This is a genomic window from Humisphaera borealis, assembly GCF_015169395.1.
Classification (GTDB): Bacteria; Planctomycetota; Phycisphaerae; order Tepidisphaerales; family Tepidisphaeraceae; genus Humisphaera; species Humisphaera borealis.
Genome location: NZ_CP063458.1, coordinates 4110412 through 4134779, shown reverse-complemented (window position 1 = coordinate 4134779; position 24368 = coordinate 4110412). Strand labels below are relative to the sequence as shown.

The window sequence follows — 24368 nt, the reverse complement described above, 5'->3', positions numbered from 1 at the left end:
AAACCGACACCGACTCCCGGCTCACGGTTCCTGCTCCCACTTCCAACCGATCGCCACTTCGTCGGTATTGATTGGCAGGCGCAGGGAATCGATCATTCGAGCCGTCGCGGAGGCGGAGGATTCCCGTCGCGCCCGCGATCCCCTTCTTTTCACGCACGCGATTCATCGCGAGGAGAACGATCTATGAAACCCATGAGTCTTCGTCTGCGAACCGCCCTGATGGCGGCCGCGCTTCCGGCGGCGTTCTTGTTTGCCGGTCAGGCCAACGCCGATGTGAAGCTTCCCGCGGTTATTGGCAATTCGATGGTTCTGCAGCAGGGACAGCCGGTGCCGGTCTGGGGCTGGGCCGACGACGGCGAAAAGGTCACGGTGAAGTTCGGCGACCAGACCGTCACCACCGAGGCCGCCGGCGGCAAGTGGTCGGTCAAACTCGCGCCGCTGACGGCCAGTGCCAAGCCTGCCGAGATGACCGTCTCCGGGAAGAACAGCATCACGCTGAAGGACATTCTCGTCGGCGAGGTCTGGGTTTGCTCGGGACAGTCGAACATGGAATGGACCGTCAGCAGCGCGAAGGACGCACAGAAGGAAATCGCCGCCGCGAATCACCCGACGATCCGGCTGTTCGACGTTCCCAACACCACGTCGCCCAAGGAAAAGCAGACCGACACCAAGGCCGCCTGGACCGCCTGCACGCCGCAGACGATCGGACCCTTCACCGCGGTGGGGTACTACTTCGGTCGCGAGCTCAATCAGAAATTGAACGTTCCCGTGGGCCTGCTCCACTCGAGCTGGGGCGGCACGCCGGCAGAAGCATGGACCGAGATCAGCTATTTCCAGAAGTCGCCGGAATTGGCCGGTATCCCGTCCAGCTGGGATCAACAGGCACAGAACTACCAGAAGCAGAAGGAAGCCTGGGACAAGAACAAGGACAAGCTGATGGCCGACTGGAAGGCCAAGGCTGACGAAGCCAAGGCAGCCAAGAAGCCGGTCCCCCAGCAACCCAGGCCGCCACAGGACCCGGCCACCAGCCCGCACAGCCCCGCGACGCTCTACAACGGAATGATCTCGCCGCTGCTCCCGTACGCCAGCAAGGGCGCCATCTGGTATCAGGGCGAGAGCAATGCCGGCCGTGCCTACGCCTACCGAACGCTGCTACCGCTGATGATCCAGAGCTGGCGTGACGCCTGGGGCAACCAGGACTTTAAGTTCCTGATCGTGCAGCTGGCCAACTTCCAGCAGCCGGCGAAGGTTCCCGGCGACGACAGCTGGGCGGAACTTCGAGAAGCCCAGACAATGACCGCGGCGCTGCCCAACAACGGTCAGGCGCTGGCGATCGATCTGGCCGACGCCGACAACCCCAACGACATTCACCCCAAGAACAAGCAGGACGTCGGCAAGCGATTGGCGCTTGTCGCCCTCGGCAAGTACTACGGCAAGGACGTCGTATACGCCGGCCCCGAATACGACTCGATGAAGATTGACGGCGAAAAGGCCGTGATCAAGTTCAAGAACGCCCAGGGTTTGAAGGCCAAGGGCGACAAGGTGCTTGGCTTTGCGATCTGCGGCGAGGACAAGAAGTGGGTCTGGGCCGATGCGAAAGTCGAAGGCGACACCGTCGTCGTCTCGAGCCCCGAGGTGAAAAAGCCGGTCGCGGTGCGGTATGCGTGGAGCATCAACCCGCTGACGAACCTCTATAACGCAGCCGACCTTCCCGCCAACCCGTTCCGCACGGACAACTGGCCCGGCGTGACGCAGCCGAAGAAGTAAGCGCGTTGTCGGGAAGTTTGATTCTTAGATTCAGAGAGAGACCGCCCGTGGCGATAGTCGCCACGGGCGGTCGTTTTGTTGGGAAGTTCGTTGAAGGGTGCACCTGCGGAGCGACCGGTGACCGTGCGGCGTCGTCGATGAGCAGTCGCACAGGAGGTGCACTCTTCGTCCTTCATCCGGCCGCGAGGATCATCAGCGACACCAGCGTCCCATTGTGCAGCGCGTGAGCCACCATCCCGCCATAGGTGCTGCCCCGCCACTCGCGAATGGCGCAGAACACGATCGCGAGCGACATCAGCCCGGGGATCAGCGTCCACCCCTGTGGATGGATCGCAGCGAAGATCAGCGACGACAGCAGGGCCGAGACAATCCAGCCAAAACGCGTGCGGAGGTGATGGACGAGGGCGCCGCGGAAGAAGGTCTCTTCGACGACCGGCGCCCAGACACTGGCGAGAACAATCAGCATCAGGTTCTGCCAGGCACCACCGGCTTCGCCGGCGATCGGGTGCGTCGGCGACGCGTCGAACGTTTTGACGAGCACGATGGTGATCGCGCAGCCGACGGCAAACACCGGAAGGCCGGCCAAGTAGCCGACGATCCCGCTTCCCACCTCCCGCCAGACGCCTTGCGGCGCGCTCCAGCCGAAGCCTCGACGAAACGCGCTTCCGTGTACGCCCCTGAAAATCGGCCAGAATAACGCGAGGACGACGGGCACGATCGCGACGAAGTTCCAGGCAATCGAGTAATCATCGACCAGTGCGTGGAGTACGCGCGAAAGCACGACCTGCCCCGCGAGGTAGATCGCGAACGCCTCGAGAAATGGTCCGGTCCGGCCGTTAGCGGACCGAAGCGGACCGAGGCAAGGACGACTCTCGAGATGCGAACGGGCCGGCAACATGCCGACGTCAATCGGGGCGGCAGGCGAACCTGGCATCGCACGAGGTTGACCAAGGCTCGCCGGCAACCAGGAGCCTTGATAGGCTGTCCATGGCGCGGGGAGTTCGCCGGGCTCAAGCCGTGCAACGGCCGCAGGCGTTTGCTGCGAATACCGCAGTGCCATCTTGCCCCGCGTCACCATCACGACAGCCAACACCAGCAGCACCAGCCCGGCCAGTGTGCCACCCAGCGCTGCCAAGACCACCCCGAGGAAGGTACCGGCGAACAGGACGGCCTGGTCGATGACGGTCTTTCGATCAGGCTGATCGTCCGGCAGCCCGAACGCCAGCGCCAGCCGTCCCGACCATCCCAGCCGGTCGGTCAGAAGCTGCCGATCGGACGGCGAGACCGCTGCGGCACCTTCGGTATAGATCTGGTAAAGCACCCGGGCGGCAACAGATCGCTTCGGCGACAGATGATCGGGCGGTGCGGATGGGACCGTCGACGGCGCAATCGGCCCGCCAGGCATACTCGCTGAAGCAGTTGCCGGGGCCGCAGCGCCGCCCGACAGGCGACCCAGTTCGGCGATCGCAGCGGGCTTGCCTTCCAGTTCGGCAATCACCGGCACCAGTCTGAGCCGATCGTTTCGCGACGTCGATTGCTTACGCAGTTCCGCCGACAGGCCGATCGGAGTTGGTGCCCCGCCCAACTGTGCGATGCGCTTGGTGCCGACGGCGTACTTGGCCTGCAGGTCAAACTGGGGATTGTCCACCCCATCGTGCAGTCCGACATTGGCTTCGTGCGCCAGACGGGTTCGGTCTGCATCCGCGCGAAACACAGCGACGACAATGGCGCCCGTGCTGATCGCGATCGCGGCCCACGCGATGAGAACGCCTAAGCGATCGCGACGTGCGGGGTCGTGGGGCATGGAATTCATCTGCGGCACCTTTTCGTCGGGATCAGCGGCGGATGCAACCCGGACTGCAGGTCGTTACGGGAAAGACACGGACCCCGTCGGGTGATCCGACGGGGTCCGCTTGATGCCTTTGTCTCGACGCCCAGTCGCTTACGCGTTCTGGTAGGCGTAGTAGCTCTTGATGTTGCGGCCGTAGTAACCGCCACCCTGCGAACGAACGGCGTTGAGGACGACGCCGAGGTGGTCGGCCTTGACTTTGCGGAGTTCGTCGCGGAGCCGCTGGAGCAAGCCACGGCTGTTGCCACGGGCGCGGACGACGGTGATGACGCCATCGACACGCGGGGCCATCGCGACCGACTCCGACACCATCAGCAGCGGGCCGCTGTCGAAGATCACGTGATCGAACTCCTCAAGGGCCCGTTCGATGAAATCGATGAAGAACTGGCTTTCCAGAAGCTCCGTCGGGTTGACCGGACGGGTACCAGCGACCATCAGGCTGAGGTTGGGAACTTCGGTCGGCCGAACACATTCGGGCATCTTGTCCAGGTCAGACAACGCGTCGCCGAAGCCCTGCTCGTTGGGCACATTGAACAACGTGTTGAGCTGGGGCCGGCGGAAGTTGGCATCGACCAGCAGGATGCGACGGCCGTTGAGAGCGAGCGAAGCGGCAATATTGCACGCCACTGTGCTCTTGCCGTCTTCCGGGCTCGGGCTGGTGATGAGCAGACTGCGCGTCGTATCCAGCGAGTGGGCGTACTGCAGACGGGTGCGAATCTGACGGAACTGTTCGGCAATGTGCGAGTTCGGTGCATCGAGGATCGACAGCGGCAGCCGAGCGCCCTGGGCCTGCGGATCGTCCTGCTCGTGGGGGATGAGACCCAGCAGCGTAAGCTGACCGACCTTGGCCACGTCACGCGGCGAGCGGACGGTGGTGTCGGTGAGTTCCCGCAGAAACGCGATGCCCACGCTGAGCGCCAGCGACAACATCATCGCAACCGCCATGGTGATGGGCAGCTTGGGGAACGACGGGAAGTCGGGGTTCTGCGGCTTGCTGCTCCACTCGACCTGAGCCCAGTTCGTTGCCACGCGGAACTGCGAGATCATTCGAATCTCGGCTTCCATCGCGTTGATCTTGTCGCGCAGGCGGCGTTCCTTTTCCAGCAGCACGCGGTATCGCTGCATCTTGTTATTCAGGTCGCCGAGGGATCGCGACAGCTTGTCGATTTCCTGGTCAATCACGTTGCCGTTGGCGTTGTAGGCGTTGACCTGGTTGCGAAGCTGCGAACGGTAGGTTTCGGTGTAGTCGGCCTTGAGCTCTTCACGAATCTCATCGAGCTTCTGGCGATAGCCTTCGCGACGCTTCTTGTAAGACACCACCAAGTCGTGACCTTCGCCGAGCTTGATCGCGAGCTGGTCGATCTCGACATCCATGTCATCCAGACGCTGCTTAGCACTCAGGTACCGGCCGTCGCGGCTCAGGAGGGTTTGCACTTCCGACGGCGTACGTCCGTCGCGGACGTCCGTCTCCATACCGTTGAGCTGGGCATTCAGCCCGGCGAGCTGGCTGTTGATCTGGCTCCGCTCCTGGAGCATGCGATCCAGCATCATCCGCTTACCGTTGTAGTTGGCCGACACTTCGACCGTATCGCTACCGAGCGACGATTCGAGTTCGCCGAGCTGCTTGTTGACTTCTTCGTCGAGTTCCAACTGCAGGAACCGCTTTTCCTTGGTCATCAGGCCGACGGCTTCGTTTTCGTCCTTGCGGTGGCGGTCGGCGTAGTTGCGGATGTGAAGGTCGCCGAGCTCTTCGATGATCTTCTTGGCGTCCTTGGGGTCGGACGTGGTCATCTCGATTTCAATCAGGCGGGACGACTTGCTCGGCGTGACGCGCAGGTTGGCGCGAAGATCCTTCTTCATTTCCGCCATCGGGTCGGCCTCGTTCTGGAACGAGGCAAACCATGCGGTTTCACGAATCTTTCCGCCCGGCTCGCTCATCGCCTGGAGGAACAGACCTTCGTGCATGATGGTGCCGGCGTGAGTGGCCTGCAGCATCTGCGTTTCTTCGATACCCGGCGTGGTTCGGCGGGAGCCGGGCTCGGGGAGTTCGCTGAGACTACGGACCATCATCAGCCCCGAGGTCTTGTAGCGCGAGTGATACTTGACGAGGTAGTAGTTATTGACCAGGTAACCGCAGATGCCGCCGGCAATGACGGCAAGGATGATGAGCCAGAGGTTCTGGCGGATGACGCGCATGACGTCGCCACCGGTGAGTCCACCGGGCGGTGGAAGCATTCCTGCACCACCGGCCATCATCGCCCCGGAAGGGCCTGCAAGCGGGGAGCCGGAGACCGAGCGGGGAACACGAACGGGAGTGGTCTGGGGTAGCGTCGTCATAAGGCGTTCGACTCCTGATTCATCGTCGACTCATCACCGGATGTCGCCAGCAGATGCAGTCAGGCTTACAGCGTCTGTTCTTCCCGGAGCACGTTCAGACGGCAGCTCATCCTATTTCCCTCTATCGGGCACAAAACCCACCGGCGGCGGCAGCACGCATGAGGGGTGGCCCGTCTACTGAACAAAGTATCCCGCCCCGGAGAAGAATCGGAGGGAAGATACCACATCAGTATGAAGCCCGCGTCAAAAAATGCCCGATCTGAATTATCAGGTCGTGCCAGCCTGAATCCAAGTGAAAGATCAATGGCTTTGATTTGGGGAATTCATGGTTATGGGGCCGTCGGCACTCATCCGCCACGTACCTTCTCTCGTGCCGACGCCAAACCGGTTTGAATGCGTCCACGGAGCTTCTCGTCGATCTTGCCGCCGATTTTCTCTTCCTCATTCATTAGTCGGAGACATTCGGTGAACTCCTTCTCGGCTTGCGAGGGTGCAATAGGTTGTACGCGCAAGAGCGCCTCACCCAAGTGGTAGCGTGCTTCGATGAACAGGGGGTTCTCTTCAACGATCTTCTGTAGGATCCGGCGACCTTTTTCGCCGTCCGGGCCGCCGCACAACACGAGCACCCAGCCGTGCGTGTCCATGATGAGCACGTTCGGGGTATTGGTGATCCGGGTCGCCTCGTACGCTCGCTCGCTGTAGAGCTTGGCCGACTGCGGCTCCGGCGGCGCGATACTTTCAGCCAGCAAGTAAGCGACATTGTTCAGCGAGGCACTGTCGTCGGGTACGAGCGTCAGCAGTTCCTCGTAGTACCGCCGGGCTTTGACGTAATCCGGGTTGCCCGGATTCTGGTACGTGTCGGCCAATGCACGCAGCAGCGGGCCGCGGCGATCCGGAGCTGTCACCCTGTTCGACGGGTCGGCCAACAGGCGTTCGGCCTGCGCGATGGCACCGGCGAGATCACCGTTCGCTCGTTTGAGCCCGATCTGCAGTAGCTTCCATCGGTTGGTCGGATCGTCCGTCGTCTTCGGATCCACCCGCAAGAGCGCCTGGTCGTTGCCCACCGTTTCGCCCAGCGTGCGCAGAATGCTGATCTGCCGTTCGACGTCACCCTCGGCTTCGGACATCTTGAGCGCCCGGTCGAACTCCGTCAGCGACTGCGACTTGAGCTCGTTCACCTTCGCCGCAACCGTCGGGTTCGTCTTTGCGTCGGCGAGCATCTTGCGGTCGATCTGCCGACCGATTGCCACGCCACGCTGGAAGCGGAGCCACCAGAAGTCGCTCCCTTCCTGCAGCAGCTTCTCAGTCTGAATCTGCGCGCCGGCCAGGTCGTTGAACTGTAGCAGCATGTCGATCAGCTCGCGCCGGTACTCGACATTGCCCGGCGACAGCTGCACCGCGCGGGTCATCGATACCACGGCTTGCTGGAACATCCGCTGCTGTGCAAAAAGCACGGCGGCTTCGCGCGGCCAGGTGGGATCGGTCTTCATCACCGGGTCGTTCCCAGCACCGGCGATCAGTTCGTAGGCTTCCTTGAACTTTGCCGGCCGTTCGGCGCGATACAGCCGAATCAGCGAAAGTCGCACCTCGCGATTTCCCGGCGAGATCTTCAGCCCGTCCTGAAGGTCCTGGATCGCGTTGCCCCGTCGGCCGGTCCTGTCATAGAGCTCGGCCAGAAGGAGCCGCGCCTGCATCGAACTCGGCATGGTCCGTTTCAGTTCCACCAGTTCATTGATCGCCCCGTCGGTGTCCGGCGGACGCTTCTTGGCCATCGCCATCGCACGCAGGTAGCGCGACGCCTCGCTCTTGGCGTCCATCGCCAGGGCGCGGTTCAGTTCGACGATCGCTTCGGCTTCCCGGCCGGTGTCGATCAGAATGCTGGCCAGCAGGTTCCGCAAATCCACGCCGTCCCGAAGCTTGATCACCTGCCTGATCGACGTCTCGGCCTCGGCCAGCTTCTGCTGGGCGATCAGAAGTTCGAGCCGCTGGCGGGCGACCCGCGGATCGGGGTTGTTTCGGACCGCATCAAGCGTGCCTTCGGCATCGGCAAACTTCCGCGCCTGCATCTGCGTGGACACAAGCCGCAGCCGTATTTCCAGGCTGTTGTCGGCGCGGACCAGCGCCTCGTTCAACGCCGCAATCGCTTCGTTGAGCTTGTTCGTACGAACGTAGAAATCGGCCAGCGCGAGCCAGGGTTCCGGGCGGATACGCGCCGGTGCCTGCTTCATGTTCTCCCGACGGGTGAAATCTTTCAGGACCTGCTCGGCCTGCTCGAGCTGCCCGTTGTACTGACGAATCTCGGCGACCTGGGAGTAGAAGCGGACGTCCTCGGGGAAGCGCTTCTGGCCCTGCGACAGCTTTTCAAACGCCTTGTCGATCTCCTTGCGGGACTCGTCCAGCTTGTTCTCCAGCGACAGCCGCTGGGCATTCTTGAAGTAGGTGGCGGCCAGCGCCAGGTATGCCCAGGGGTCGTTGTCGTTCTTCTTGAGCTGGTCCTCGCGGTCGGCGATCGCCGACTGGGGTTCACCGAAGTTCGCCAGATGGTTCAGGAAAAGCTCCCGTACCGTCGTGTCGTTCGGATAGTTGACACGCATCTCCCGGAGCCTGGCCTTGGCGTCTTCGGTACGGCCGGCATTGTAGAGCGTATCGACGAGTGCACGTGTCGCTTCGTAATGCATCGGCTGGCGGGCGAGCACTTCGTTGTACGAGCGGATCGCCTCGTTCCACTTGCCAAGCGCCTCCTGTGCCTGGCCCAGCGCGAGCCAGCTCTGCGCGAACTCGGCGTAACGCGTAACCAGGTCCAGGCCAATCCGCTCGGCCTCGACATAGTCCTGCTCGGCGGCAGCAAGACGGTGCCGGTACAGCCGGCCGCCGACCTGGTCGGCGTTCAGTTTGACCAGCGCTTCGATGTACACCTTGGCGTCGGCGAATTGCCGCCGCTCCAGTGCCTCCCTGAACACCAGGTCGAGCGCGCGTAGATCCTGCGGCCTGACTGCCAGGGCCTGCTTCAGGTGACCGGCGGCGAGTTCCGCCGAGCCACCCATTTTCTCGAGCTCGTAAAGCCGCATCGCCTTGTCGAAAGGATCCTTGACGGTCTTTTCGATCGTTTGTCGGGCGAGTTCGCGCAGTTCCTTCGGATCGGTACCGTCGAGCTCGGCCTTAAACAGCAGCAGGCTCGGCTCGTCAGGGTTCGCCTTCAGCCCGGCCTGGACCGTCTGGTAGCAACGATCGTTCAACTTCATCGACCTGTACATCGAAGCCAGCGAGCGGACTGCATTGACGTCGGACGGCTCGTTGGCAACGATCGCCGCTAGCAGGCGAAGTTGCTCGTTCTGATCGTTCAGCGACGCGGCGAACCGGATCTTGGTCCAGCGTTCGGCGTTGGTGCTCTCCGGCAGCTTCTTCACCACTTCGGCACCCTTGCCCGAAGCAAGCAGGTAGGCGGTCTGGAGCTGCGACAAGCCGGGGTAGTCTTTGGACTTTGTCTCGATCTGCTTGATCTGCTCGAGCGCGGAATCGAGCCGCTTCTCCCGAATCAGCAGGTCGGCAAGCAATGCGCGGGCGGGCAAAACGTAATTGCTGTCGCCGCCGAGCGCGACCAGTTCCTCGCAAAGTTTCCTGGCCCGACCGGGCTGGCGGACGCCTTCATACGCCTGGGCGAGACGGAACACCGTCTCCCAATCCTTGGCGCCGGCGGTCATGCCGGAGTACGCCTCCTCCATCACCTTGACCGCTTCCACCTGCTGCCCCTTGATCAACAGCAGCTGTCCCTCGATGGCAAGCACCTTCGGTGCCCGCGGGCTGGCGATCCGACGGAGGCGTTCCATGTCGGTGTCGGCCAGTGCCAGCTTGGTCTTCTGCTTTTCGTCGTCAGTCTCGGTGATCGCGTCGGCCATTCGCAGGCGGATCAGTTCGTACAGCGTCAACGCCTGCTGCTCGCGGTGCAGGAACACGCCGACACCCACCGCGTCCTTCGGAAGGGGCACTTCCCGCGCGAGAATCTGAATCGCGGCGTCGCGCTCCTCTTTCTTTGACGAAAGCCACCGGGCCCAGGCCAGGCGGGCCCGCTGGTTGTCGGGGTTCTTCTCGAAATACTCCCGGCAAAGCTGCCTCGACTCGTCGGCCTTGCCGTCACGGGACAGTTGCTCGGCGGCGAGCAGGGTGATGTCGTCGACGTTGGGTTCGCCGCTCTTGATGTTCTGCTGCGCCGCAAGAATGCAGGCGCCGGCGCGTTCCGCATGCTTGCGCTCAACTGCGCGACGGTCGATACGCGCCAACTGCCTGAAGACGGTCGACGCGCGGAACTGCATCTGCGCGTTCTTTTCCTGCCCCTTCAACGCGTCGCTGATGATCTTGATCGCATCGTCGCACGACAGGTCCGCCTCGCGCTGTGCCTTCACACTGCTTCGTTCGATCGCGTCTTTGATCTTGAGCTGGGCGAGGTAGAAAGGTGCCTCGGAGTCGGTCGGATTGCTGGTCGCCAGCGCCTGCAGCGCCTCGGCGCTGGCCACGATCTCGTCGCGCGGAACGGCCTGCGACAACAACGCCTGGCGGACCGTGGCGACGTGCTGCCAGATCTTGGCCTTGGGGTGTGAAGGGTCGGCCTTGGCGAGCTGGTCGGCACGTCGGCGGATGTCGGCAAAGACTTCCGGCCCGCCGCCCAGATCCACCTGTTCCCATCGCGAGGTCAGGAGCCGTTCCAGCGCCGGCTTATAGCTGGGGTCGACGCCCAGTGCCGCTTCCCACGATTGCAGTGCCAGACCAAGGTTGACCGGATCTTCGCGGGTGAGCTTGATGAGCGTGTCGCCGTACTTGACCTTCAGTCCGGGATTGCTGCGTTCGATTGCGGCGGCACCGCCAAACGCAAGACGCGCCTGCTCATACTCCCCGGCGGCGAAAGCCTTGTCGCCGTCGGCCTCGAGAACACGCGGGTCTTTGCTCGGCTTGAGGAACCTGTTGGCCGCGAAGGCACCGATGGCACCGACAACCAGCACACCAAACAGGACGCCCAGGACCTTCGTATTGAGTTTGCGACGAGCCATAAGCTCAGCGGCTCCGATCTTTCTACTGATTAACCAACATCAAACGTCTGAAGAAACACATGTCACGGACAGCCTCGGTGGCAGGCCGTCATTGACGGTCGACGGCCGCGGGCGCCGTTGCGGGCGGCTGCGCCGACTTCCCGGAAACCTTCTCCCAGTCCGGGAGGCAGCGCTCCAGGTCCGGTAGCAGCACCAACAAGAACTCCTGCATCGCCTTGGCAGCCCGATCCCGGCCGCCGGTGGCACTTGCGCCATGCCCTGGCTGTTCGGTCATCAGCTCGACCTTGGCGAAATAGCTGTACGTTTCGAACAGGTTCTGGAGCGTCGCCCGTACCCGCAGCGGGTTCTCTTCGAAGCTCCCGTTCACGTGGAAGAAGTAGCCCACGTTGCGGGTGATACGGCCGCGGCCGGTGATGTCCTCGAACGTGATGAAGCGGAACTTCAAGCCGCGGAGCTTTCCGTCGGCATACTCGTTCGGCACGTCGAGCACGCGATAGTCGGTCGGCTGGTAGCCGTCGGCGACCATGCAGCGGTCGGGTATGTGGGGCACCGTATCGACCAGGCCCGTGTAGTACGTAATTCCCACGCGAATGATCGCCTCGGGCTGACGACTCTGAAGTTCCGCCAGCATCGACGCCATCTTTTCGGGATTCCGTGCCTTGAGCTCGTTCTCCGTCCGCCTGGCGGCGACGAAGTCGGCATAGGTCCGCATGACATACTGCTTGGTGCCCAGCGCATGCTCGACGTCGGCAGTCAACGGCTGGTCGTCGGTAACCTGAATCCAACGCCCGCCGAGCACGCTCGAGACGCCTTCATTCTTGTCATCCAGCGACTTCACCGCCAACGGAACCGGCTGCTTGCGAAAGTGCAGCTGCAGGGAGCGTGCCGCGGCGTTGAAACCGGCGGCGCAGACCAGCAGCACGACCGCGGCGACCAGGAAACGCGGCTCGCGAAGCACCTTCCGCACCGATGATGCGGCGGCAGCCGACGGCTTTGCCGGCAGGTCGCCTTGATTGCCTTGCACGGGATCACTCATAGACGGTCCTCCGGACGAGCCGATGCAGACGGTTCTGAAGCAGCGGCGTTAGTGGGCGCGGCCGCGGGTTTGGCCGGTACCACCGGTTTAGCCGGGGCAGGCTTTGCCGGCGCAGGTCTTGCGGCGGATGAAGTCGTGGCTGCCCGGTTGGTCGGCTTGGGCGAGACCTGCCCGGCCGCCGGCGGTACGACCGAAGCCTGTGGTCGGGCGGCGCCCGCAGGGCCACCGGGCGCGACACCGGGGCGTGCGGCGGCGGGGACCGACTTTGTCGCATCGGCCGGTGCGTTTGCCGTCGTCGGTACCGACGCCGCCGGTCGTGCCGCCGGGGCGGCCGCAGGCTTGGCACCCGTTGCGGCAGACTGGTTCACGCCCTGCGCGGGCCTCTTCGGAATCGTAATGACTTTAGGCGCGGCGGCGGGACGCGGCTTGGCGGCTTCGGTCGGTGCCGCCGTCGCCAAACCGGCAGCGTGGGCGGCCTCAGCGACTTCGACCTTGGCGGCGACGGGCGCTGCCGGGTCACGAATCTCTTCGATAACACCGATCGCATCTTTCGAGAACACGCTCGCACCGGAAGCCGCCGCAGATGCCGCGGATTTACGCGCACGCCTCAATACGGCGTCGTCTTCGATTTCTTCGATGAACAGGTGATCCATCACCCAGCAGATCGCCAGGATCATGAAGAACCCGGGAATCAGCATGACCAGGCCGGCAAAGGCATGGGCAAAGTTCTGCGACCACTCCGGGCTGACGTACCGATGCAGGAGCCCCTGGCCGGCGACACGGCCGGCGTTGCACAGGATCGCGATCGGAACGGCCGACGCGACAATCAGAAGTTTCTGCCAAAGCATCCGCGTCGAAAGGAACGCGACAGCGGCACCAACAGAGATGAAGGTCATCAGGCTCTTGAGGCCGGCACACGCCTCGGCGACGTTCAGCATCTCGGGCTTTCCGTCTTTTCCTGCAAAGAGGATCTTGGTGCCGAACTTGTCGGCATCCACGCCGGTGAGTGTCAGGGCAAAAACACCGATCTTGGCCGCGAAGTTCTGGAGGGGCATTGCGACCCAGCTGTAGACCTGGTCGGGCCAGGGAATCGCACAGAAGAGGAACACCACCGGGAACCAGGCCACCTTCATAACCCGCCAGCCGGCCAGCAAAGTCACCACGCCGAACAGCGCAACGACCATCCCGATGTCTTTGAAGAAGTCATTCTGCCCCGGCCAGATCCCCCAGAAGCTGAACAGGATGCCCCAGATCATCACGAACCCGCCGAACCATCCGCTCGAGCGGGAAAGGATGGCGTCGTACCGCTCGCGCCAGAGCTTGCTCTTGCCCCAGTACGCGATGTGAGCCAGGCCGGCCAGACCGATGGTCGCAATGACGAAACTGACGACCTTGGTGACCGATCCGAGACTGGCGGGCACCAGGACGACCACGAAGAAGAAGACGCCCCACAGCAGGCCCATCGCCGTCAACCAAGCACCAAGCCCGTGCCAGACGTTATCGAGCCAGGCCTGCATGGCCGGGTACTTCAGTTCCTGGCGTTTGAGGTAAACAAGTCCCGCGGCTGCCGATGACAGGACGACCAGGCCGGCGACGACGGGGATGAGCTTCGCAACGCCACCGTCGGCAAACCCGCCGAGCACTTCCGCCGGGCTCACGCCGCCGCCCCCGCCGGCGAGCAGGATCGGGTGGGCCGCCAGGGCCAGCATCAGCGGAACGCCCATGAGCAGCGCCCAGATGCCGGGAAGACTCCATCGATTTGCATCGGCTTCCGGCCTTACATGGCCCAGGAGCTGGTCGCGCCACACATACAGGTAGTAGATACCGATCAGGGGAATGACGATCGCGTGTTCCCAGTTGCCCTGGCCGGTGAAAGGATTGGTCTTGAGCCAAAGCCGTGCGAAGTTCGCCCAGTAGAGGGCGAGCATCAGCAGGCTGATCACGCCGATCTTGAACCACGCGGAGACCGGCAGTCCGAGCCACTGCGGCTCGCCATGAGACTGCGAGTAGCCCAGAGGCAGAGCCGCCGAAGCAGCCCCAGAAGAGTTGGCACCCGTCGAAGAGGCGGGACCTGTGCCGGACGTTGGAGTAGTGAAGGTGCTCAACCAAATCCTCACGCCATCAGAGCATCGGAAGCGGAGCGTGTCACGACACGGTCCGCCGAGGAAAACACCAGACCGTTGGCCGTTACACCAACGACAAAGCGGCAGTCGGCCGGTCCTGAAATCGGTAAGTGTTCGCGATCACTCGCACAATGGTGGAAAACCAGTGTATCGGTTGTCCACCAAACCCACCTGACGGTGGAGTATACCGCCTATCGAATGGGATTGTGTGCGGATTGGATACGGCCTCAAGAAAGGCTCACAAATGCGGAGGCATGCCAACCGACGGAAGTCAATTCCTTGAATGCACTTATGAGGCTTCGGCGGATCATGCTGCGGCCCTCTTCTCAAGTCCCGCGGCGTCACGATTTGGCCAGTTCGGCGATCCGCTTCTCGGCCGCGGCCATCGCCCGGGCATAGTCTGCCAGGTACGCAATGAGCGGGTCGACCCGGTCGTGGTAGGCCGGCGTGACCAGGCCGCGGATGATTTTGGCTGCGATCTGGTCGAACACCGTCCGCGGCGACGACTCGCCGGCAGTACCAGGGGCGACCCGGGGATTACCCGGACGAGGGCGTGCAACGGCACCACCCCTGCCAAATGACATAAGTTTGCCGCCAGCGGCTTTAAAGACCTCCGCCCATTCGGTGATCGCCTGCCCTTCGGCAAGCGCATGGACGAAGTACCCCTGTTTTTTGCACTCGGCGGCAAACAGCTCGGTCGCCTTTTCGGTGCCCGGCGTCAACTTGCTGTCGCCGACCATCACGATGACCCGACGCGCGTTCTTGTCCTTACTCCACTTCATCTTCTGAACCGCGCCCTGCAGCGCGCCCAGCACGGGCGTGCCCGGATGCACATTTCCCTCGCCCTGCGGATCGGGCTTGGGGATGCGCTCGGCAGCCATGGTCTGCGACAGCTCCTTGATGTCTGCCGTCAGCGGATAGGCCTTCACCTGATAAAAGTTAGGATTGGCCGCCGCCGCCTCGCAGCACTTCTGCAGGTGTCCTTTTTCGATCTCGTGCCGGGCGTAGACGGTCCCACAACGGGTTCGACGGCTCACCAGCGAGCAGATTCGAATCACGTGCCCCGTCTGGGCGGCGATCATCTGGTTCTCGTCGTTCATTGAACCGGTCGAATCGATCGCCCAGACCAAGTCGAAATCGCTGACCGTCAGCTTTCCGATCTCCAACTCGGCATACCACCGCTTGTCGTCGGGGTCGGTAATCTTCGGAGGCTTGGGGAAGACGGTTGCTTCGCCGGCGTATTTCGGCAGGGCGGACTGGTCGGCTGCCTTCAGACCGGCCGACGCGAACCAGGCACCCCAGGGAGCGGCCAGCTTGCGTGGGTCGCCTTCGGGCGGCGGGTTGGGCAACCCGCGGAGAACAAAGTCGACCCGCTCGGCCAGTACCGGCCGGTTCATCTGGGCGATCAGGACGCGAACCAATGAGGGTTCCTTCCAGATCTTTACGAGGTGCCGAAGTGCGACCAGCGCTTTCTTCTCTTGCGGATCGTCCAGCCCGTTCTCCTGGATCACTCGAAAGGCGGCCTTATGCGGCAGATCCTCGAACGCCGTCGGGTGGAGTTCGGCCAGGGCGTTCAGGAGTGGCGTGACAGTGACACCCGGAAACCCACCAGCGACGGCGGCCTGAAGCCCGCCGGTCAGCCAGCCCCGCCGCTCTTCGGCCGAGAGTGAGTTGTGGCGTGCGTGTAAGGCCTCCCACGCGAGGTACCAGATCACCGGATCACGGTCCCGAACCTTGAACGCCTCCAGCAGCTTGCGCGTGGTCTCAGGGTGATCGATACGGCTCAGGGAGATGATCGCGATTTCTCGGGGAAGCCGCTCGGTCGAATTAAGCGGCTCTCCGTACAACTTGGCGTAATAGGCCCCCAGGTCCTTGATCTTCTGTTCGTTCTTGGACAGCGGAGCCGTCGCGGGCGCAGAAGCATCCCCCATCGCCCAGTAACGCGGTACCGCGAGCACCGGCAACGCAAGGATCAAAGCTCGGCGTGTCGGCGATCCGGATGTTTCTGGCAGGCGGGCCATTGCTTCCTCCAACAGGATCAAATCGTCACGGCCGCACGTTCGCGGCCAAAGGCACCCGGACACAAGTTTGACACGTACATCTCCGCGATCCAATAACGAACTTGACGCAAGACTATTTACGCCATTCCATTAGGCTACGACCCGGCCGGGCCCGAATGACGGAAGGACCGGTCGTGTCGGCGTTGGCGTCGGCTTCCGTTTCTTTCTGTGAACTCTTATCATCCCCGCTAAGGGGCTTGCCTTAAACGCCGTCAATTTTGGCGTCGTCCGGATGTCGAGGACCAGCATGGGCAATGACTATCGCCAGTTCGCCCAGCAGGTTCTGGACGCAGAAGCCGAAGCGATTGGAAAAATCCGCCTCGACGACCGGTTCGACCGGGCTGTCGACTTGATCCTGGCGTGCAACGCATCGGTCCTCACCAGCGGCATCGGCAAGGCGGGGCACGTCGCCCGCAAGCTGTCCGCGTCCTTCTCCAGCACCGGTACCCCCAGCCACTTTCTAAACCCCGCCGAGGCGGTGCACGGCGATCTCGGATCGGTCCGCCAGGGGGACCTGGTGGTCGTCTTCTCCTACTCCGGCGAGAGCGATGAGATTGTGCGCGTGCTGAGCGTTCTCAAGAAGCTCGGGATCGCGGTGATCGCGATTACCGGCAGCGCGAGCAGCAGCCTCGGCCGCTTCGCGGATGTGACAGTGGAACTCGGGCGAATCGAAGAGGCCTGCCCGCTGGGCCTGGCTCCCAGCGCATCAACCACGGCAATGCTCGCCCTCGGCGACGCGCTTTGCCTGACCGTGATGAAATCGCGACACTTTACCGCCGACGACTTTGCCCTGTACCACCCGGCGGGACAACTCGGCCGGAAACTCATCAGGGTTCGCGAGGCAATGAGCTTTCGCAAGGGCGAAAACCTGCCGGTGGCATCGGACCGGCTGACGGTCGGGCAGGTGCTGCACGAGGTCAGCGCGATCAAACGACGCAGCGGCGCGGTCATCCTGGTGGACGAACAAGGCCGGGTCAGCGGGATTTTCTCCGACGGCGACCTTCGGCGGCTCATTACCGACGACGACGGCTCGGCCCTGCGAAAGCCGATCCGCGACGTAATGACCCGCAAGCCCAAGCGCATCGGCGGCGACCGGCTGGCCAGCGAGGCGATCGCGATCATGCGGCCTTACCGAATCGACGAACTGCCGGTCGTCGATGACCTCGATCAGCCGATCGGGCTCATCGACATCCAGGACCTGATTCTGCTCAAGATGATGGACGTCGAAGGAACGTAGGTCTGCCGGCGGCAGGTGGATCCGGGAACTGGACGCTTAAGGCCCGGAAATGAAGACAGTTGAAACGCCGCGAAACATCTGAGGCCCCGGCGCATCCAAGGGGGCGGAGCGAAGGAATACCATTATGAAGCCAACCATCCCAGCCGTACTCGCCGGAATGCTCAGTCTTGCGCTTTGCGCTGCCGCCATCGCCCAACCCAAGGCGGCCGGCGGGAACGTCCCACTGCCCTACAGCGTTCCCGACAACATGGGGAATCAGTGGCGTGTCTATCAGTTCGGCTACCTGCAACAATCCGGGAATCAGCCGCTGTACTCGCAGGGTGCCATGCTGACCCTCAACGGCAATCAGCCCCAGTCGCGCGACCGGATGGCCCGGCTCGACGAGAAGACCGGGGAATTGCTTCTTGAAAACATGACCTCGCCCAACTTCAGCGTCACCCGGCGGATCATGTTCGACAAGGAAAACAACACCGTCCGCTACATCGACATCATCAAGAACACCAGCAACCAGGAGCAGACGCTGAATGCGATGATCCAGACGAGCCTGAATTACGGCGTCAACACGTCGCAGTCGCTCCCCGATCCCAAAAAGAAAGACCAGATGTTCGCCTGGGTCGCCCAGACCAGCGGCAATGGCGCGGTCATGGAGATGTTCTCCGGCAAGAACGCCAAGACGCCGATGGTCATCAACTACCAGCCCGGCAACAGCGTGGTGAATGCCAACTTCAACACTACCGTCGGAGCCGGCAAGGAAATCGCACTGATGCACCTGCACGGCTGCACCGCCACCCAGGATGCCGGTGCACAGTACCTGCTGAAGCTCAAGGAATCGGACCTGTTCAAGAAGATCCCCGTCAACATTCGCAAGCTGATCGTCAACTTCACCGGCGGCGCGAGCTATGTCGGCGACCTTGAGATTCTCCGTGGCGACATCCTCGACGTGGTCGAACTTCGCGGCGGTGACCAGCTCAAGGGAACGCTCAAGGAAGAGAGCTTCAATCTCGACACCTTCTACGGCGCTGTCACACTGCCGGTCGATCGCGTGATCGCGCTGCTCAACGTCGGTGCGTTTCGCCCGCGGCAACTCGTTGTCACGACCGACGGCCAGATCTTCGGCGGCAACCTCAAACAGGACGCCTTGTCATTGCAGCTTTCCAGCGGCCAGGTCACCAAGATTCCACTGAGCCAGGTGCACCGCATGGGGTACCGCAAGCGCGCCGGCGAACCTGATGAATGGGTGTTTGAAAAGCCGATCGTCCTGATGCGGTCCGGCGAGCGGGTTGGCGTGAAGATGCCCAAGACAGGTTTCGAGGTCGCCACCCGCTACGGCCCGCTGACGCTTAAGCCCGAACAGGTCGGCGCGATCGTCCTGCAGAGCGATGAAACAACGATGCACCAGATCCTGCTCACCGACGGGAGCAAGTTCTCCGGCCTGCTGTCGGCCGAGTCGCTGGAGATGACACTCGACGCCGGCGGCCCGGAGCAGGTCGTCAAGTTCCCCGCCAGCTCGATCGCCCGCCTGCAACTGACGCCCAAGATCACCGAGGTTGATGACGTCAGCCCCACAATCCAGCTCGCGAACGACGACATGCTGGTGGGATCGGTGACGGGGACACTGAAGGTCGATACCGCGTTCGACACGCTGACCATCAATGCCTCGGAGATTCGCGAACTGAAACGCCCGCAGGCAGGTGGCCTCGACGTGCAGGTGGTCCTGTTCGACGGCTCCAGCGTGTCCGGTCAGCTTCAGGAACTGGAGCTGGCCGTGTCGTTGTCGGGTGGGGTGAAGATGAAGATCCCGCTGGCGCTGCTCCAGGAGTACACGCAGCCGCAGCCGACGCCGAGCAAGGAGATGGAGACGAAGATCACCACGCTGATCAAGGACCTGTCAGCCGAAGACTGGAAAGCCCGGGATCGCGCCCAGCAGGGCCTGATCCAGGTCGGGCCGGTCGCCATCAGCGCGCTCAAACGCCTGCGCGATGGTCAGCCGGCTGAGGCCCAGCAACGGATCGATACGATTCTGAAAGAGCTCGAAAAGCAGAAGGAAAAGCCCGCCGGCAAGTCTGCCGCGGGCACCGCAGCCCCCGCTGGCGTCCCGCATGAGGGTGTTCTCCGGGGAGGACAGTTCATCGAAAACCGGATTATCGAGAATAACGTTATCATTGACAGGAACTGACCAGCCGACCGCGCGAACCTTCTTCTCTTCGCTGACGTGAGGACAACTGTGAGCCCAAGCATCACCCGGCTGACGTGGCTGGCGACTTTCGCATTCGTTGGCGGTCTGTCTCTTTCGGCGTCGGCACGCAAGGCCGTCGGGCCAATGCCGGGACAAGGTGCCGCCGGAATGGTGCCCCTCCCCCATGTGATGCGGGACAACTTCGGCGTCACCTGGGACGTGCAGCAGGACGGGACGATCGGCGACGGCGGGAACGACCTCTACGACGGCGCATCTCGCCTGGCGGTCAACGACAACAGCTTCAACGCCCAGCAGACCGCCGCGTTCGATCCGGCGGCCAACGAACTCTCGTTCGCGCCACAGCAGATCGGCGATGTGCGTGTCAGCCGACGGGTCGCCGTCAACGCCCTGGCCGGCTGGTGCCGCTACACCGAAGTCATCGAAAACCCCACCACGCAGATCGCCCGGGTCCGGCTCCGACTGAATTTCGATATGGGCGGCGGTGTCCAGACCGCGACGCCTTTCAATGATCCGAAGAAGAACACGCCGCTGGGCATCAGCATCTTCGACGGCCGGCGTGCCGTCGCGATGCTGGGTGGCGGCGTCGGCGGGAAGGTACAGTGCAACTACACGTCGCAGCCGAACACCGATCAGTGCGACCTGGTCTATGACGTCGAGGTTCTCCCCAGGCAGGCCGCCGCCGTCGTCCACTTTCAGGCGATGCGGCCCACGAACGACCAGGCGATCGACTTCATGCGGACCAGCCGTGACAAGGACCTGCTTGCCGGCCTGCCGAAGGACATCCGCCGCATCGTCGTCAACTTTCGGAAGGGCGACGCCGTCCTTTCCAACATCGAGCTGCCCCGCAGCGAACTGGCCGACATCATCGAACTGCGCAGCGGCGATCAGTACCGCGGCAGGCTGACCGACGCCGTCTTTAAACTCACCGCCAGTCACGGACACGTCGAGTTGCCGGCCGATCAGGTCATTGGAATGGTCAATGCTGGCACCCACTACCCGACGCAATTGTTTGTGACGGCCGACGGCGAAGTCGTCGGCGGGCGGCTTGCCGGCGACACACTGAAATTGCAGCTCAGCAGCGGGCAGAACATCGCCGTGCCGCTCTCGCAAATCGCGAAGGTCGGCTGCCGCAAGCGGCCCGGCGAGCCCGAAGAGTTCAAGGTCGACAAGCCCATGCTGTTTCTTCGCGACGGCCAGCGGCTGCTCGTCGAAATGCCCGCCGCCGCCATCGACGTCGGCACGCTATATGGCAACCTGAAACTCCCGCCCGCCACGGTCGCCGCCGTCCTCTTCACCGGAGAAGAACAGGTCTTCCACAAAGTCGTCCTCCGCGACGGCTCGAGGTTTTCCGGACTGATCCCCGGCGACTCTCTCGAGGTGCGATTCAAAGGGGCGGCCGGTAACGGCGCATCGCCGCCCATGGTGAAAGTGTCGCTCTCCAGCATTGAACGCCTTCAGCTGCTGCCCGGCGACATCGAGCCCCCGCCCGATTCCCCGACGCTGACGTTTCGCAACGGCGACATCTTCTCCGCAACCGCGTCAGGCGTGATCGACATCCAAACCGGCTTCGATCTGCTGAAAGTGAACGGCTCGGAAATCCGCGCGATTCGCCCCGTCGAACAGTCCCAGGATGGTCCGGTGCAGCCGGGCGAGGTGACGATCACGCTCTGGGGCGGGGCCACGCTCTCGGGCCGGACCAGGCAAGACAGGATCGCTTTCTCCCTTGGCGGGGGCGGCGCGCTTGGCGCGCCGGTGACGGCGATCGCCGCCTACGAACATCCGCAGCCGGCGGCACCGGCGCCGATCGTCGAACAGATCCGCCAGATCGTCGCCGTCCTCGGCGACCCCGACTGGAAGAAGCGGGAACGCGCCGCGGATCAGCTTCGTTCCATCGGTCCGGCGGCGGGCATCGTTCTCCGTCAGATGCGCGACGGCCAGGGTCCGGAAACGCAGAAGCAGATCGATACGATTCTCAAGGCAATCGATACCGACAAGCCGAACCCGGCTAAGCCCAGGCCCCTGGAACTCAACAAGGACGATCTGTTTAACAAGGACGACCTGATCCTTCGCTAGTCGTACCAAAGGCCACCCGGGGTCGTCATGCCGGGCACGTGACCCCCCGCCGCACCCGAAATGGCCGCACGCCGAAATGACATCCGCCCAGACGCCTCGGCGCAGCCCGTCGCGACGACCGCAACGGCCGCAACGTTGGCCGCGGACGCTGCCCGGGAACCGCGGCGGTGGATCCGCATCCTTGTATTGCTCGCGGCGATCGCGATCCCACAGTTCGTCCTGATCGGCCCTTCCCTCGTCGGCCAGAAACTGCTGCTCCCGCTCGATCACCTGGCGGACAAGACGAACTACCTCCCCCGTCCGGCAGACGGAACGCCGCCGCCGGTGCCCGTGGACGGAGCGCTGTCGGACCTGGTTTTTCAGACCGAAGTGCATCGGCGACTGGTCGTCGATGAGGTGCGATCGGGGCGAATCCCGCTCTGGAACCCCTACAACTACTGCGGCCATCCCCTGCTGGCGGCGAACCACACGCAGGTGTTTTCGCCGTACCGCATTCTCGACTACGCCTGGCCGTCGCCGGTGGCGATCGCGTGGGGCTCGCTGTTGAGAAGCCTGGTCGCGGGGGTTGGCGTCTACCTCCTGCTTCGCCGGGCGATGGGGTTGGGATGGATCGCCGCCGTTGCCGGTGGCGCGTTCTTTCCGCTCAGCAGCGCGATGGTCATCACGGCCGGTTACCCCGGCGCGGCCGTCATCTCCTTTCTGCCCTGGGTGATATGGGCGGCCGACCGATGCGTGGTACGGCCGTCGGGGCGATCAGCCGCGGGGCTGGCGATTGCAACGGCGTGCGCCCTGCTCTGCGGTCATGCCGCGTTCGCCGGCCATGTCCTGCTGGCAAGTGGGGCGTACTTCTTCTTCCGCCTGGGCATGGCGGTGGGTGCTCGCAACCTGCTCTCCCGGTCGGCACTCGCCCCCGTGGCCGCAGCGATCGCCGGCATCACCATCGGCTTGCTGCTGTCCCTGCCGCAGACGCTGCCGACCATCGATTACCTCCGCTCCAGCCTGCGCATTGCCCAACGCCAGGCCGGCGATGCCGAAACCCGTACCGCGGGTTTCTCCGCGTTCACCCAGATGGTCCTTCCGTACATCTACGGGTCAACGCACCGCAGTACGGTCTACATCGGCGTCGAAGGAAGCCGTATCGAAGGTGCCGCGGTCGGATATGCCGGGCTGTTCGTCGCGCTGGTCCTGATGCCGATCGGCTGGGCCGACCGCTCCCGCCGGCGCTGGATGATCTTCTGGTCCGCGCTGGCGTTCCTGGCGGCCGTACCGGCTGCGGGCGTTCCCGTCGTGGAATGGCTCTTCAGGATTCCGCCGGTGTCGCTGCTCCGCAACAACCGGCTTGTGTTCGTCACGGGTTTTTCGGTGGTGATGATGGCGTCGATCGGCGTCAACGTCCTGCTGACACAGCCGCAGGCGCTACGGCAATGGGGGGCCCGATCGGCGATGGCGCTTGCGGGATTGGTCGCCGTGGTTCTTTCCGTCTGGTGCATCGTTCAGGAAGTCAACTATCCGATCACGCCAACGGGCATGGAAACCAACCCGTTCGTGGTTCTCTGGCCCGATCGCTGGGTATCGGCGAGCCTACAACTGGCAACCGACGAGGAACTGGCCACGTGGTACGGCCTCATGTATCGCAACGGCGCGCTGGTCGCCGGGTGTGCCGCAGCCGCCCTTACGGTGGTGTTCGCCCTGTTCAGCGTCCGTGCAACGCCCGCGTCCGCGAACGCCAGACGCCGGACGGCCGCAATCCCGGCGCTGCTCACGATCGTGGCGGCGGTCGAACTGATTGCGAGTGCTGCCGGCGTCAACGTGCAGGCCGATCCGTCGCTGTACTACCCCAGGCTCGCCTGGATGGACCGCGTGCTGGCCGAGCCCGGCCGGTTGTGTGGCGTCGATTGCCTGCCAGCGAATCTGGCGCTGGCGCATCGGATCGCCGACATCCGCGGCTACGACGCCGCCGACCCCGTTCCCACCGTCGAACTGATCCGCCTGGCACAGGATCCGGCGAAGCAGAATGTCTCGCCTCCGTATGCCGTCACGCGGATTCTGTCGGTCAACGCGGCAAACCCCGGGCCGGTCGCGAACCTTCTTGGGGTCCGCTACATCGTCGGGCGAGGCCCGCCGCCGCCGGGACTGCCGTTGGCATTTGTCGGCGACGACTACTGGCTGATCGTCAATGACCGCGCGCTGCCCCGCGTGACCATCCCGAAACAGATCGAATTGATCGCCGACAAAGCCGAGCGTTTGCGTCGCCTCGCGAGCTCGGCGCACGACCCTGCCTCGCTCGCGTTCGTGGAGACGCCCGACCCGACTTGCGTCGCCGCCGAGGGCCTCGCGGCGATCTCCGGGGAACAGCCGGGCCGTATGGTGATCGATGCCAGCCTCTCTCGCGGCGGGCTGATTCGCGTTTCCGAAAGCTGGAACGCCGGCTGGCAGGCGACCTGGAACGGCGACTCCGTGCCGATCGTCCGAATCGACCACGCACTGATCGGCGTGGTCGCGCCGGCCGGCAAGGGAACCCTCGAACTCCGCTATGCGCCGGGCAGCTTCTTCTGGGGTCTGGCGCTGGCGGCGGTGGCGGGAATCGCCATGCTGTTGCTCGCATTCTTCTGGCGGAACACGACTCACGAACTGACCTGAGAGCCGG

General features: G+C 63.4%; 11 protein-coding genes. 5 read left to right on the top strand and 6 right to left on the bottom strand.

All coding sequences use genetic code 11. The annotated features are described in order from the left end of the window. The first annotated feature begins 183 nt into the window (after window positions 1-183). On the top strand, window positions 184-1767 hold the full coding sequence (locus tag IPV69_RS15355; RefSeq protein WP_206290570.1) for a sialate O-acetylesterase: 1584 nt from the start codon (window positions 184-186) through the stop codon (window positions 1765-1767). Window positions 1768-1939: 172 nt separating this feature from the next. Here the strand turns inward: IPV69_RS15355 and IPV69_RS15350 are convergent, their stop codons facing one another. From IPV69_RS15350 to IPV69_RS15325, 6 genes are all read right to left on the bottom strand, one after another. After that, window positions 1940-3571, bottom strand: coding sequence for a CPBP family intramembrane glutamic endopeptidase (locus IPV69_RS15350; RefSeq protein WP_206290569.1), 1632 nt, complete (start codon window positions 3569-3571; stop codon window positions 1940-1942). 138 nt (window positions 3572-3709) lie between these two features. Continuing rightward, window positions 3710-5953: a polysaccharide biosynthesis tyrosine autokinase gene (locus tag IPV69_RS15345; protein WP_206290568.1), complete on the bottom strand. Its 2244-nt coding sequence runs from the start codon at window positions 5951-5953 to the stop codon at window positions 3710-3712. A 347-nt stretch (window positions 5954-6300) separates the two neighbouring features. Next, entirely contained in the window at window positions 6301-10995 is a 4695-nt protein-coding gene (locus tag IPV69_RS15340; protein WP_206290567.1) for a tetratricopeptide repeat protein, read from the bottom strand. Between the two features lie 88 nt (window positions 10996-11083). Then, the gene (locus IPV69_RS15335; protein WP_206290566.1) at window positions 11084-12031 is read right to left on the bottom strand and encodes a hypothetical protein; all 948 of its coding nucleotides are present in this window, start codon (window positions 12029-12031) and stop codon (window positions 11084-11086) included. Beyond that, on the bottom strand, window positions 12028-14136 hold the full coding sequence (locus IPV69_RS27585; RefSeq protein ID WP_206290565.1) for an exosortase/archaeosortase family protein: 2109 nt from the start codon (window positions 14134-14136) through the stop codon (window positions 12028-12030). The genes IPV69_RS15335 and IPV69_RS27585 overlap by 4 nt, the downstream gene beginning before the upstream one ends. 359 nt (window positions 14137-14495) lie before the next feature. Further along, window positions 14496-16175: a vWA domain-containing protein gene (locus IPV69_RS15325; RefSeq protein WP_206290564.1), complete on the bottom strand. Its 1680-nt coding sequence runs from the start codon at window positions 16173-16175 to the stop codon at window positions 14496-14498. Window positions 16176-16461: 286 nt separating this feature from the next. On the opposite strand from IPV69_RS15325, the gene IPV69_RS15320 reads away from it, so the two are divergent. The 4 genes from IPV69_RS15320 (at window position 16462) to IPV69_RS15305 (ending at window position 24361) form a co-directional block, all read left to right on the top strand. After that, a complete protein-coding gene (locus IPV69_RS15320) occupies window positions 16462-17451 on the top strand; it encodes a KpsF/GutQ family sugar-phosphate isomerase (RefSeq protein ID WP_206290563.1) in 990 nt (329 codons plus the stop codon). A 124-nt stretch (window positions 17452-17575) separates the two neighbouring features. Next, window positions 17576-19627 carry a hypothetical protein gene (locus tag IPV69_RS15315; protein ID WP_206290562.1) on the top strand — a complete coding sequence of 684 codons (2052 nt, stop codon included), beginning with the start codon at window positions 17576-17578 and terminating at the stop codon, window positions 19625-19627. 48 nt (window positions 19628-19675) lie between these two features. After that, window positions 19676-21721 (top strand): hypothetical protein, encoded by a 2046-nt coding sequence (locus tag IPV69_RS15310; RefSeq protein ID WP_206290561.1) that lies wholly within the window; start codon window positions 19676-19678, stop codon window positions 21719-21721. 60 nt (window positions 21722-21781) lie between these two features. Next, window positions 21782-24361 (top strand): glycosyltransferase family protein, encoded by a 2580-nt coding sequence (locus tag IPV69_RS15305; protein ID WP_206290560.1) that lies wholly within the window; start codon window positions 21782-21784, stop codon window positions 24359-24361. The last annotated feature ends 7 nt before the right edge of the window (window positions 24362-24368 follow it).